A 13875-nucleotide genomic window follows, 5' to 3' on the forward strand; every position below is an offset into this window, starting at 1 on the left:
ACTCTGCAAACTAGTTTGCAGAGTGAATTTTAAATATTTCAATGAGCTCTGGAATATTAGAGACATTTAATTTTTCAAATATTCTGCTTTTGTAAGTACTTACAGTTGACGGGCTAAGATCTAAGCTCGTAGAGACTTCAATGATACCCAATCCCTGCATTAAATACTTTGCAACATCCACTTCTCTGTTTGAAAGTCGTGAAAGCGGATTCATCGTGTTTATCTTAGCTTTGGTTTGAGTTAGCTTCTTAACGTAAAGGTCTTTTACTTCATCCGACATGTATTTTCCTCTTTCTTTTATTGTTAATATTGCATTACTAAGCTCTGCCATAGCCGTGCTTTTATTGACAAATCCTGCAGCGCCAGCTTCAATATATCTTAAAGCATAAAGAGATTCATCATAAGAAGAGAATACCAGTATTTTGATGGACGGTTGTATTTCTAGAATTTCTTTTACTACTCTAATATTATTTCCTCCAGGCATATTGATATCGAGTAATAGTAGATCAAAATCTTCTTTTTCCAACAATGTTAGAACCTCACTATAATCCTGAGCCTGTGTAATGATACAGGATGGCATAGTTTCTTTTATAATGACAGATGCTCCTAATCGAACAATACTATGGTCGTCGGCAATTAATATTTTTTTCATGAGCGATATTTAGGAAATATTATGTTGCGAATTGTGTTGTTTAAAAATAAACAAAAATACTGAATTCGAAATAATAAATGCGTGTAAATATAGTCAAAGATTAGTTCTTTTCTGTTTATTTTATTTCTCGCTACTTTGTGTTGTAAATTGGCTAACGATATTTTACCGTAAATATTAATATTTTTGTGTCAGTTATATTGAAATAAGCTTATATTTAGGTAGAGAATTACAATAATTGCAATATTAAACATTTATTTTATGGGAATTTTGAAAGAGTTTAAAGAATTTGCTATGCGCGGTAGCGTAGTTGATTTAGCAGTCGGTGTTATTATCGGTGGTGCATTTGGAAAAATTGTAACGTCATTGGTAGATGATATCATCATGCCACCAATTGGTTATTTGACAGGAGGTGTTGATTTTTCAGAAATTAAATATGTACTTAAAGCTGCAGATGAGGTTGCAAAAAAGCCAGAAGTAGCGATTAACTTAGGAAACTTTATTAATGTCGTGATCCAATTTCTAATTGTTGCATTTTGTATTTTTATGGTGATAAAAGCCTTAAATTCGATGAAACGTAAGGAAGATAAAGCTCCTGAAGTGGCACCTGCTCCAACAAAAGAAGAAACACTTTTAACAGAAATCAGAGATTTACTTAAAAATAAGTAATCATATACTTTGGTAAAAAATTAGATGAAGAATACCCTATTCTTCATCTGTTTTTTATGGAATATTTCGATATTTTGGAGAAGTTGCATTTATTGTTTGTTATTCTCTAAAATATATTTTACTTTTGCATTCCTCTTTAGGGAGTTTTATTAATAGAATCAAAACATAATTTAGCATATTAAGCGTCATGAAAAGAACATTTCAGCCATCGCAAAGAAAAAGAAGAAACAAGCACGGATTCAGAGATCGCATGAGTTCTGCAAATGGTAGAAGAATTTTAGCTTCTCGTAGAGCAAAAGGTAGAAAACGCCTTACAGTTTCTGACGAAGGTCGTCACAAAGGTTAATATTTTTGCGTAGCTGGTGGCCAGGAGGCTCGTGTAATGACATGGCCGACTTTTCAGTCATCGATTATGATTAAAAATACATTTAAAAAAGAAGAACGTTTATGTAGTGTCAAGTTGATTGACACGCTGTTTCATAAAGGTTCTTCTTTTGTTTGTTATCCCTACCGTGTTGTCTTCTATGCTCAAAGAGAAGATACTAACCTCATTTTGGAAAATTCTTTATCACAGGTAATCTTAGCGGTTTCAAAACGCCGGTTCAAACGTGCCGTTGATCGTAATCTGATGAAGAGACGTATGCGTGAATGTTATCGTTTACAAAAAAATGATGGCTTAACACCATTTTTACTGGAACATCAATTACCTTTGTTATTTACAATACAATATGTTGGTAAAGGCTTGTTAGCATATGATTTTCTGTATAGTCATATGGAAAAAGCTTTGATAAAATTAAAGAATGAGTGTTCTAAACTATATTTGGCAAAAGATAATCAAGCGGATATTTAGTCTGCTATTCTTAGGTATTATCCGATTTTATCAAATTTTTATCTCTCCTTTCTTGGGAGCTAATTGTCGTTATACGCCAACCTGTTCTCAGTATGGTTATCAAGCTATACAAAAGTATGGCCCATTTAAAGGAGGATGGTTAGCTATTAAACGTATCTTGAGTTGTAATCCGTGGGGTGGTCATGGCCACGATCCGGTTCCTTAATCTTTTTACTATAAATATGCATACTTATATTTTACAAATAGAAACCTCGACTTCTGTATGTTCAGTAGCTCTAGTTGAATCAGGTAACGTCCGTCAGCACGAAAGTGTTGATGAGCCGAATGTGCACGCTTCTCAATTGACACTTCTTATTCAAGCTTTGCTGGATCAGGAAAATATAGGTTTTAAAGATTTATCCGCGATTGCAGTAAGTATGGGGCCTGGATCTTACACTGGCTTAAGGATCGGAGTTTCTACCGCTAAGGGTTTGTGCTATGCCCTGGATATACCTTTGATCGCTGTCAATACGCTAGATGCTATTTATTCAGGTTTTCGTGCGAATGAAGGGAAATCACTATCGTACGATCTTTATATCCCGATGTTAGACGCGAGAAGGATGGAGGTGTACTGTGCTTCATTTGATGATACAGGAAAATCGGTAGTAACTACTCAAGCTTTGATTATCGATGCTACAAGTTTTGATCAATTTATAGTACAATACCCTCGTATTTGTTTATTTGGTCCGGGAGCGGATAAATTAAAAGATGTATTTAGTACTGGACAAGGTGTAGATATTATTGAGGAAGTACAGACGAACGCGACTGATATGAGCAAAATTGCTTTCGATAAGTATCAAGCTAAAGATTTTGAAGATGTTGCTTACTTCGAACCCTATTATTTAAAAGATTTTGTTGCAACCACTGCAAAGAAAAGACCTGGTTTATAACCAGCCTTTTCTTTTGAACCAGTAATAGATTGCTAGCGATATTCCGAGCATAATAATAATTGCTACAGGATATCCATAGTACCATTCTAGTTCAGGCATGTTTTTGAAATTCATACCGTAAACGCCAGCGACAAAAGTAATCGGCATAAAAAACACGGAAAAAATGGTTAAAATACGCATGATTTCGTTCGTGTGATTGGAGGAAATATTAAAATAGATATTGAGGAGCTGACTTGTGTTCTCTGAAAGATTGTCGTACAGGGTATTGGCTCTCAAATATAGATCTTTTAAATCTCGGCTGTAGACATTGCGTTTTTGATTAGCATGAAAGTGCTCTACAATTTCTTTGTACAATATGATAACCTTCCTGACAACATCAATCTGTCTTTTAATAAAATAGACATGTTTGAGGACTAGCTTTTTTTGACGTGTCAGAAAAACGCTTTCTTCATATTCATCCAATTTAGTAGATATTTTGGGCAGTATTTTTTCAAAAGAGGCCAGCGCCGCCGTGCTCAGGTAATTAGCTAAATGTTTACTGTCTTTTAATTTTGGAGATCTAAAATCCAAAAGTTTCATTTTATGAATGAATTCTACATTTTTCTTATGAAGTGTAATGACGAAGTCTGCACCATAGAAAATAGTTAAACGGTCTGTTATTTCACCAATATTGTCGGAGTTATCCTTAAATGTTGCAGATACCATCCTTAGGATAATAAAAGTATAGTTGTCAAACTCTTCTATTTTTGGAAGATGTTCAGGTTCTAAAGAATCTTTAATAGATGCCTGATTGAGGTTATATTTTTCTTTCAAAATTTCGAGATCCGTTATACTTGGCTCGAATACATCGACCCATTCATAACTAGCTTGCTCTTTACTTACTATAGTGGATATCATAAATTAATCGGATTTTAGGTTAATATACCGAAGAGATTTTCAAAAAGCAAATTGTTGTTAAATAAGAAAGCCGCTCATGAGCGGCTTTCTTATTTAACTATTTTAGAAATGTTATTTCTTTTCTTTTTTATATTCTTCATTTAATTGTTTCACCACTTCATTCGTGATTTCCAATTTTGAATCAGCATATAATACTGTCGGATTTGATTTCGAATATGTCAGTACAAGTGTATAACCGTTATCACTTGCATGTTTCTTCAAAAATTCGGTAATTTTATTGTAGACATTATTAAATTCAGCGGATTCGTCTTGTTGTATTGAAGCAGATGCATTTTGATCTAAACGGCTTAATTCGTCTTGTTTACGTGCTAATTTTTCTTCTGTCGCTTGTCTTTCTGCAGCACTTAAATTAGGTGCTTTTTGTTGGTATTCTGCAACTTCACGTTGAAAAGCTTGGCTTTTTGCCTGAAGATCTGTTTGTGCTTTTTTAACTTTTGCTTCTAATTTACTTCTAATGTCCTTAAAGTACTCATATTTTTGAGATAAAGAATCTGAATTGATGTATACAATTTTCTCAACTTTTGTTGAAGAAGTGTTTGCTGAAGTAGAATCTTTGGAAGTTGTAGCACCAGTACTTTTTCCCTCTTGGTTACAAGAAATAGCGGCTACTGATATTGCTACGCCTAAAGTTACCTTTGATAATGTTGAAAATATATTACTCATTGTTTATTTGATTACACGTTTTAATAAGAACAAACCTACTATAAAAAAATTACATTTAGGATTTTCGACTGCTAAAATATAAAATAATTATGGAATAATAGCGCATTAAATTGCTTGTTATCACTTCTCGTTGACTTGTTAAAGTGGTTAAAATTTCGTATTTTTGATTACAAGTATTTAATTAGTTTCAATGAGCGAAGAAAACAAAAATGCATCATCCTATTCAGCCGATAATATCCAAGTTTTAGAGGGATTAGAGGCTGTACGTAAACGTCCTTCCATGTATATTGGAGACACAGGGGTTAAAGGTTTGCACCATTTGGTATATGAGGTCGTCGATAACTCTATCGATGAAGCCGTTGCAGGTTATTGTACAGATATTTTTGTCACTATCCATAAAGACAATTCTATTTCCGTAAAGGATAACGGACGTGGTATTCCAACAGGTATCAATAAAAAGGAGAATAAATCGGCACTGGAAATTGTAATGACTGTATTACATGCTGGTGGTAAATTTGATAAGGATACGTATAAGGTATCAGGTGGTCTTCACGGCGTGGGGGTTTCCTGTGTAAATGCTTTATCTATTCATTTGTCCGCAGTTGTTCACCGTGATGGTAAAGTTTTCCAGCAAGAGTATGAAAAGGGAAAACCTTTATATACGGTGAAGGAGATTGGTGAGTCTGATGCTACGGGTACTATTGTTACGTTTACTCCCGATAGTGAAATTTTCACAACGACTACGACTTATAACTATGATACATTAGCGAGTCGTCTTCGTGAATTATCTTTCTTGAATAAAGGGATCACTTTATCTTTAACAGATGAGCGAGAAACTTTGGAAGACGGTACTTTACGTCAAGATGTGTTTTTATCTGAAGGTGGTCTACAAGAATTTGTCCAGTTTTTAGATAGTAACCGTCACCCGATCATACCACATCCGATTTATGTGGAGGGTATCAAACAAGGTATTCCTGTTGAATTGGCTTTACAGTATAACGAGACTTACACTGAAAATGTACATTCATACGTGAATAACATTAATACCATTGAAGGAGGTTCACATGTTGCCGGTTTTCGTCGTGGTTTGACCCGTACTTTAAAAGCATATGCCGATAGATCTGGTTTATTGAAAAATTTGAAGGTAGAAATTACTGGAGATGATTTTCGTGAAGGTCTAACAGCTGTTATTTCGGTGAAAGTCGCTGAACCGCAGTTTGAGGGACAGACAAAAACCAAATTGGGTAACTCTGAAGTAATGGGTGCTGTTGATGTTGCCGTAGGAGAGATTTTAAATATCTATTTAGAAGAGAATCCTCGGGAAGCAAAAGCAATTGTACAAAAGGTTGTAATCGCAGCTCAGGCTCGTGCCGCGGCTCGTAAAGCTCGTGATCTTGTACAAAGGAAAACTGTAATGGGTGGTTCTGGTTTACCTGGTAAGCTCGCAGATTGTCAAGATAATGATCCTACAAAATGTGAAATTTACTTTGTGGAGGGAGATTCGGCAGGTGGAACAGCAAAATCAGGACGTGATCGTAAATATCAAGCGATTATGCCACTTCGTGGTAAAATTCTAAACGTAGAAAAAGCAATGGAACATAAGATCTATGAAAATGAAGAGATCAAAAATATGTTTACTGCCCTAGGTGTTAGTTTAGGTACCCCAGATGATCCTAAAGCATTAAACTTAGATAAATTACGTTACCATCGTATCATTATCATGACCGATGCGGACGTCGATGGTTCTCACATCACAACTTTAATTCTAACGTTCTATTTTAGATACATGAAAGAATTGATTGAGAAGGGATACATTTACATCGCTACTCCACCATTATATTTGGTTAAAAAAGGTAAAGATCATCAATACGCTTGGACTGAAGATCAACGCTTAAATGCTATTCAGCAATTGAAAGGTGGAGGTAAAGAAGACAGCGTACATGTACAACGTTATAAAGGTCTTGGAGAAATGAACGCTGAACAACTATGGGATACAACAATGAATCCTGAGACGCGTACATTAAGACAAGTGAACATCGAAAATGCGGCTGAATGTGATCGTATATTCTCAATGTTAATGGGTGATGAGGTTGCACCCCGTCGTGAGTTTATTGAGCGCAATTCACGTTACGCTAAGATCGATATTTAATTATTTTAGATTTTAATCTTTGAAAGGTCTAACTACTCAGGTAGTTAGACCTTTTTTTTTGAATTAGAAAAATCTATATTTTTTGTCTAATTAGGTTAATAACTGTAACTTATATATGGTATTAGTATTTTCGTTGTACTTAAATTACGTTTTTTCGTCGATTTTAGGTTAACGATTAGCTCTCTACTAAAGCGTGTTCTATGATCCGTTGATAACCTTCTTCAACCATATAATACGTATTGGTTTGCTGTAATTAAAGATTAATGATGCTGATTGATAAAAATTATGATTTACTTCGCCTATCTTATTTAGGTGATTATTTTTGCTTTTACCCTAAGTGAGAATGCGATAATGCTATAAAAAAACCTCTCCTGGTTTTTAATTGTAGCAACCGTTATAGCTTCTTTTAAAGAATTAATTGATGCATTCGTTACAATATTTCTTTAAGTAACATAATTATTACTTATTGTAATAGTCGTGTTCCGATATGTGAAATAATATGAAATTAAACTTTTTATTATCTATATATCAAATTTATGATTCTTATTTTTTTAAGTAATAAGTTTTTGAGACTTAAACTTTACCTATTAATTTGGATCTTGTTAGGTAGCGCTATTGCAACATATGGTCAAGAGTATAATGAATTGACTTTTGATCAGTTACTTGAACAACTATTGGAAGAATTAGAGGAGGATGTCGATGCGAGCGAAATTTCAGAGAGATGGTCATATTACCTGAAAAATCCGATTGATTTAAATAAAACAGACGGACGTGAATTAAACGATTTATTATTTTTAAGTGTTATTCAGATCGAAAGCCTGTTGGCACACAGAAAAGAATCCGGTGATTTTATTTCTAAACAGGAGTTACAAAGTATAATCGGGTTTGATTTGCGTACAGTTCAGTATTTACTTCCTTTTGTTACTGTTTCAGGTGATATGCATTACAGAGATTTTACAGTTAAGAATTTCTTAAAATCGAAGCAAGAAGTTATGTTACGATATGGACGTTTATTGCAACGTGCCAAAGGATATTCGATTACTGATACAGCCAGGTCGCGGTACATTGGGGATCCGAATCGATATACTGTACGTTATAGGCTCAATTATAATGATAAGATTCGGCTTGCTATTAATATGGATAAAGATGCCGGGGAGTTATTCTTCAGAGACAAGCAACAATATGGTTTTGATTTTTATGGTGCGAGTCTATCAATTAGAGATCTTGGGAAAGTAAAACATGTAGTCATTGGAGATTTTGCCTTACAAATTGGTCAGGGTTTGACGATGTGGAATGGATTGAGTTTCGGTAAAGGAAGCATGATCGAAAGTTCTGCTAGGCAGGGGATAGGTTTAAGACAGTACACATCTTTGAATGAAGCAAATTTTTTAAGAGGTGTAGCAGGTTCTTTGTCTTTAGGTAAATTTGAATTTACACCTTATATTTCTTATCGAAAGATTGATGGCAATATGGAAAAGGTCAATGATGATTGGGTGATATCTACTTTGTCCACTTCAGGTCTTCATCGTACCCCAACAGAACAGCGATATCGTAATGCGATCGGACAACTGGTTTATGGAGGTAACTTACTTTACAGCAAAAATAGATTTAAGATAGGTGGAAATTTTGTTGCTACCCATCTAGAAGGTGTTAAACTTTTGGGCAAAGCTCTTGAAAATAAATATGATTTTGAGGGTAATTTACTTCGAAATGCTAGCCTCTATTATAATTACACTTATCGTAATTCTTATTTTTTTGGAGAGATTGCTACGAGTTTTGATGAAGGATATGCTTGGTTAACGGGAATTATGACCAGTATAACTCCAAAGTTTTCCACAGTTCTTTTATATCGTGATTATCAAAAGAACTATCATAGTTTCTTTGCCCAGTCAATGGGAGAAAATAGCAGTACTAAGAATGAAAAAGGACTCTATACAGGTCTTGTTTTTCATCCCTCTCGAAAAATTCAATGGACCGCTTATCTGGATGTTTTTAAGTTCCCTTGGTTGCGATACCGCGTACTAGCACCTTCTTCAGGCTATGATATTATGTCCCAATTCTCTTATATCTGGTATAAGAAGGGCCAGATATCAGTGCGCTTCCGATACCGTGTGAAAGAAGAAAATACTTCGGCTTCAAAAAATGAAAAGGTTTTCTTGGCAACAGTTAATAAATACCAATTGAGATTTGAATACAAATATAAATTAAGTAATATCTGGAGCATTCGTAGTAGGCTTGAAGGTGTTCAATATCTGAAAGAGTCCGAACAAAAAGAATTTGGGTGGATGGCCTATCAGGATCTGTTTTTTAACCCCAAGAGTAGTAAAATAGCAACAAATATGCGTTTAGCTTATTTTCATACTGATAGTTATAATACCCGGATTTATGCTTTTGAAAATGATGTCTTATATGCTTCTTCCTTTCCACTGTATTATCAAAAAGGTTGGCGAATGTATAATAATATACGTTACAGAATACATCGAAATATTGATTTATGGACTAAAATATCAGCTTTCTATTATCCTGAACTTGAAAAAATAGGTTCGGGGTTAGATGAAATTCAGGGAAATATCAAATCAGAAGTTAAAGTACAGCTAAGATTCCAATTTTAATGAAGACGAATTTTGAAGAACAGCTGAAAAAGCTTCCATTTCTTAAAATTGTGCTATTTTATGGTATTGGAATAGGAATTGCCAATTTTTTTGAACCTAGCAAAAGCATGTTTAATTTGATACAATTACTGCTTGTTTTTAGCTTTTTATCGCATCTCGTATTTTTCTTTTATACTTCCCGTTTAGAAATTTTATCTATTGTAAATAGCTACATTATTTTGATTTTTTTCGGAATTTGGAATATCTGGAGAACGCATGATCAGGTGGATATTAACCATTTTCTCATTGGTACTAGTGATCAGTATATTGCGATGGTGGATGAAGAACCGGTTTTTTACAATAATTCAGTTCGATTTTCTGTAACTCTGTTAGCAAAACGTATCGATTCAACATTTCAAAAGGCGACAGGTCGGCTTATGGTGACGTTGCCTTTTGATCAAAAAGACTCTCGTATACAATATGGTGATGAGATGGTTTTAAAAAATAAGGTGAAACCCATCCCAAAGCCACTTAATCCATTGGAGTTCAATTATAGAGATTATTTAAAAAATCAGGGTATCGATGGCCAGATTTATTTGAAGTCAAAGGAGTATAAAATCATTCGTCATCATCAAGGTTTTGGGATTAAAGCCCGAGCTTTAGAATTAAGGAGGGAGCTCGTCAGTAAATTTAGAAAATATCTGAAAGATGAAGATTCTTTTCAAATTGCAGTGGCATTGATCGTTGGTTATAGAGCAGTGATGTCACAAGATATTGTGCAGACTTTTAGTAATACAGGTACTATTCATGTGCTGAGTGTTTCAGGTATGCATGTTGGAATAGTCTTTATTGTTTTGATGTGGTTGCTAGCCAAAGTAAGTGGTAATTATACTCTAAATCTTTTAAGAATTGTTATGTTGCTTTGTGCGATCTGGAGTTATACCATCTTAACGGGAATGGCACCTTCCATATTACGCGCAGCGATCATGTTGAGTTTTTTTCTTATTGCTAGATCAATGCAGCGGGAAGGCAATATGCTCAATACAATGGCATCTTCTGCATTCCTACTTTTATTATTGCAGCCCAATATATTATTTGATATCGGGTTTCAGTTATCTTACTTTGCTGTTTTAGGAATTGTTTTATTTTTTCCACTGTTTAAACGTCTATCTATTTTTGAAAGTAATCGCTTCAGTCGCATCATATGGGATAGCGTCGCTATTTCTTTGAGTGCTCAAATTATGACAGCACCGTTTTCATTGTTTTATTTTGGACAGTTCCCAAATTATTTTTTAATTGCGAACTTACTTGTTGTTTTACCTGTTACGCTCATTATGTATATCGGGATGGCGATGATGTTCATTCCTGTTGATATTATCAATGTTTGGTTAGGGTATGCTATGGATTGGCTTATTAAGAAAATGTTTTTCACATTGGAGTTTTTGGATCAATTACCTTTTGCAACATGGACTGGAATTGTCCTTTCTCCAGCTTTAGTTTTGATCAGTTTAGTTTTCTTGTTCAGTTGCAGCTATGCATTTTATTGGAAAAATAAGGTTGCTTTATACATGAGTGTATGTTTTCTATTGATTGGCCTTAGCACTTTCAGCTATTTACAGTATTTGCAGTTTAATTATATAGGATTTCGCATTTACAGTACCAGAAAAGAGATTGCACTTGCTTTTATACAAAAGAATAACATCACCATGGTTAGTTCTTTTGATTCTTTAGATGCCAGAAATTTGGTTTATAGTGCGAAAAGGGATTTGTCCCGTTTCTCTAATTGGGAAGATATTGATTTTCTTCCATTGATATCATATGATTCTGTAAGGACAAATTACCTGATTCAGAAACCCAATTTAACAATACAAATTATGGAGCATTCTTTACTAAGTCATCGCCCTACAGATATTTTACTTGTCAGAAAAAATAGCAAATGGAATTTTATCGAAAATGTAAAAATTATAAAACCTAAGCTTGTGCTGTTTGATGGAACGAATAGTGACTTCAATATTCAGATGTGGAGACAGCAACTTGATGATATGGGGGTAGCGCATTATACCATAAAAAATAATTTTGCGTATGTTTGGGACAAGGAGTTATTATGAGTGTAGATAGCATCAGCATATTAAAACAGTATTGGGGACATGATGAGTTTCGACCTCTTCAGGAGGAAATCATCCAATCTGTACTGGATAAGAAAGATACCCTAGCTTTATTGCCTACAGGTGGTGGTAAATCAATATGTTTCCAGGTTCCGGCAATGATACTTCCGGGTATCTGTATTGTCGTGACGCCTTTAATCGCTTTGATGAAAGATCAGGTAAAACATCTCAAGGATATCGGTATCGAAGCTGTTGCTATTTATTCGGGTCTTAAACCACGAGAAGTCGATATTATATTGGACAATTGTATTTTTGGCCATATAAAATTTCTTTATTTATCTCCCGAACGTTTGTATAGTGAATTGATACAGGAGCGTATCAAACATATGCCTGTCAATCTCTATGCAATAGATGAAGCCCATTGTATTTCACAATGGGGTTATGATTTTCGACCTTCTTACCTACAGTTGTCTAAACTGAGGGAGATACATCCAGATATTCCTTTTCTTGCTTTAACTGCAACAGCTACGACATCTGTAATTGCAGATATTCAGGATAAATTGGCCTTTAAAAAGAAGAACGTATTTGTTAAAAGTTTCTTGCGTGATAATCTCGGATATATGGCGCTGGAAGAAGAAAATAAATCGGGACGGATGCTTCGTGTCATTCAAAAGCTGGGAGGCTCAGGTGTCGTCTATGTGCGAAATAGAAGAGAGACTCAAGAGATTGCACGTTTCTTAATAAACAATGGGATCTCGGCGGATTTTTATCATGCTGGTTTGATAGGAAAAGACCGTGATGATAAGCAAGAAGCTTGGATGCAAAATAGAACACGCGTTATTGTTGCTACCAATGCCTTTGGGATGGGAATTGACAAATCGGATGTCCGGTTTGTTATTCACTTGGATATCCCTGAATCTTTAGAAGCTTATTATCAAGAAGCAGGAAGAGCAGGCAGGGATGGAAAAAAGGCTTATCCTGTTATGTTATATCAGCAGGAAGATAAGAATCGTCTTTTAAAAAATTTAGAACTGAGTTTTCCAACCGTCGCTTTCATTCAACAAGTCTATCATTACTTATGTAATCACTTTCAAATTCCTTATGGTGCAGGGGAGGGAGTTGTATTTGATTTTGATGTAGTCTCTTTTATAAAAAAATATAAACTTGAAACAATTCCTACTTTAAGTGCCCTCAAGTTTTTAGAAAAGGATGGCTGGTTGACGCTTTCTGAAGCTGTCTTTATTCCTTCTCGATTTAAATTTGCAGTGAACCATCAAGAGCTCTACAAAATTCAAGTTCAATATGAGCGTTATGATAAACTTATAAAGGCTATATTAAGATCGTATGGAGGAGTATTTGATGATTATATTTCCATAAATGAATATGAGTTTGCAAAAAAGTTAGGTGTTTCTTATGAGCAAATTGTAAGTTTAATCAACGCCTTGGTTAAAATGGAAATTGCGAGTTATATTCCTCCAACAGATAGCCCACAGCTATCTTTTCTGCAGGACCGTGTTGATTATAAAAATCTTTATGTAGACCATGTTTTCATTAGAGAAAGACAACGCGTAAAGACTGTTCAGATCGAGGCGATGCTCAATTATATTGAGCATTCACAATGTCGTAGCCAGTCACTACTCCATTATTTTGGTGAACAGAATACACTATTTTGTCAGGTCTGTGATCTGTGCCTAATTCGTAATCATCGTGTGAAATTGCATCATAATATAAAATTAGAGATAGAACGCATTTTACTGAACGAAGCTCAAACGATACATGATCTGATTGGAAGGCTTTCTCTTGGTGATGATGAAATAAAATTGGAAGTAGTGCGAAATTTAATAGATCATCATAAGATTAAGGTCGTAGATGATCGGTATATCTGGAATACCAATATCTAGTTTAAAATTCAAATTTATTTACTTTTTTACTGGCTTCCAAATATAATGGTAGCGCCGCAGATCCGTACCATAACGTAATTTCGGAGATTAATAAACCAGCGTTAATGGCAGGATCTGTAGCCAATAATGCTTCTGCTTCTTTGATAGTTTTAACATTTAATATAAAGATACCGCGATAATCTCTTTCATTTTTCCCAAATGGACCAGCTACAATTAGTTTTTTCTCTTTTGCTAGGCGTTGAATATTTTTCATATGTCCATCAAAAAGTCGATTGACAGAATCTTTATCGGTTATTTTTGTTGCGCCCGTTTTTAGAAGCACAAAACTATAATACTTCATTCCATAATTGTCAGCTCCTAATTAATCGGCTAATAAATGGTCATATTTGGCATTAGCTTTTTGTGAATACGA

13 protein-coding genes are annotated in these 13875 nt (G+C 34.6%); 9 read left to right on the plus strand and 4 right to left on the minus strand.

Annotated elements, in window-relative coordinates:
- Positions 1-10: 10 nt before the first annotated feature.
- Positions 11-652, minus strand: coding sequence for a response regulator transcription factor (locus tag HCX49_RS24115; RefSeq protein ID WP_168128362.1), 642 nt, complete (start codon positions 650-652; stop codon positions 11-13).
- Between the two features lie 258 nt (positions 653-910).
- Here HCX49_RS24115 and mscL point away from each other — a divergent pair, with 258 nt between their 5' ends.
- The 5 genes from mscL (at position 911) to tsaB (ending at position 3097) form a co-directional block, all read left to right on the plus strand.
- Complete coding sequence (mscL, locus tag HCX49_RS24120; protein WP_021190117.1) at positions 911-1318, plus strand: large-conductance mechanosensitive channel protein MscL; 408 nt, start codon at positions 911-913, stop codon at positions 1316-1318.
- A gap of 187 nt (positions 1319-1505) precedes the next feature.
- The gene (gene rpmH, locus HCX49_RS24125) at positions 1506-1664 is read left to right on the plus strand and encodes a 50S ribosomal protein L34 (RefSeq protein ID WP_045753170.1); all 159 of its coding nucleotides are present in this window, start codon (positions 1506-1508) and stop codon (positions 1662-1664) included.
- 66 nt (positions 1665-1730) lie between these two features.
- Complete coding sequence (locus HCX49_RS24130) at positions 1731-2168, plus strand: ribonuclease P protein component (RefSeq protein WP_168128363.1); 438 nt, start codon at positions 1731-1733, stop codon at positions 2166-2168.
- Complete coding sequence (yidD, locus tag HCX49_RS24135) at positions 2119-2373, plus strand: membrane protein insertion efficiency factor YidD (RefSeq protein WP_168128364.1); 255 nt, start codon at positions 2119-2121, stop codon at positions 2371-2373. Before HCX49_RS24130 ends, yidD begins: the two co-directional genes overlap by 50 nt.
- A 16-nt stretch (positions 2374-2389) precedes the next feature.
- Positions 2390-3097 (plus strand): tRNA (adenosine(37)-N6)-threonylcarbamoyltransferase complex dimerization subunit type 1 TsaB, encoded by a 708-nt coding sequence (tsaB, locus tag HCX49_RS24140; RefSeq protein ID WP_168128365.1) that lies wholly within the window; start codon positions 2390-2392, stop codon positions 3095-3097.
- On the opposite strand, the gene HCX49_RS24145 is transcribed toward tsaB, so the two are convergent.
- Together HCX49_RS24145 and HCX49_RS24150 are read right to left on the minus strand one after the other, a co-directional pair.
- The gene (locus HCX49_RS24145) at positions 3092-3994 is read right to left on the minus strand and encodes a CorA family divalent cation transporter (RefSeq protein WP_168128366.1); all 903 of its coding nucleotides are present in this window, start codon (positions 3992-3994) and stop codon (positions 3092-3094) included. The two genes, tsaB and HCX49_RS24145, sit on opposite strands and share 6 nt — an antisense overlap.
- A gap of 111 nt (positions 3995-4105) precedes the next feature.
- Positions 4106-4717: an OmpH family outer membrane protein gene (locus tag HCX49_RS24150; RefSeq protein ID WP_021190122.1), complete on the minus strand. Its 612-nt coding sequence runs from the start codon at positions 4715-4717 to the stop codon at positions 4106-4108.
- A 190-nt stretch (positions 4718-4907) separates the two neighbouring features.
- Here HCX49_RS24150 and gyrB point away from each other — a divergent pair, with 190 nt between their 5' ends.
- The 4 genes from gyrB to HCX49_RS24170 all read left to right on the plus strand — a co-directional run bounded on the left by gyrB (position 4908) and on the right by HCX49_RS24170 (position 13463).
- Positions 4908-6866 (plus strand): DNA topoisomerase (ATP-hydrolyzing) subunit B, encoded by a 1959-nt coding sequence (gyrB, locus tag HCX49_RS24155; RefSeq protein ID WP_168128367.1) that lies wholly within the window; start codon positions 4908-4910, stop codon positions 6864-6866.
- 566 nt (positions 6867-7432) lie between these two features.
- Positions 7433-9478, plus strand: coding sequence for a helix-hairpin-helix domain-containing protein (locus HCX49_RS24160; protein ID WP_206368698.1), 2046 nt, complete (start codon positions 7433-7435; stop codon positions 9476-9478).
- Entirely contained in the window at positions 9478-11565 is a 2088-nt protein-coding gene (locus HCX49_RS24165) for a ComEC/Rec2 family competence protein (RefSeq protein WP_168128369.1), read from the plus strand. The genes HCX49_RS24160 and HCX49_RS24165 overlap by 1 nt, the downstream gene beginning before the upstream one ends.
- Positions 11562-13463: an ATP-dependent DNA helicase RecQ gene (locus HCX49_RS24170; RefSeq protein ID WP_168128370.1), complete on the plus strand. Its 1902-nt coding sequence runs from the start codon at positions 11562-11564 to the stop codon at positions 13461-13463. Before HCX49_RS24165 ends, HCX49_RS24170 begins: the two co-directional genes overlap by 4 nt.
- Before the next feature lies 1 nt (position 13464).
- On the opposite strand, the gene HCX49_RS24175 is transcribed toward HCX49_RS24170, so the two are convergent.
- Positions 13465-13803, minus strand: coding sequence for a YciI family protein (locus tag HCX49_RS24175; protein ID WP_206368701.1), 339 nt, complete (start codon positions 13801-13803; stop codon positions 13465-13467).
- Between the last annotated feature and the right edge of the window lie 72 nt (positions 13804-13875).

The organism is Sphingobacterium sp. B16(2022), from assembly GCF_012030425.1.
Taxonomy (GTDB): Bacteria; Bacteroidota; Bacteroidia; order Sphingobacteriales; family Sphingobacteriaceae; genus Sphingobacterium; species Sphingobacterium anhuiense.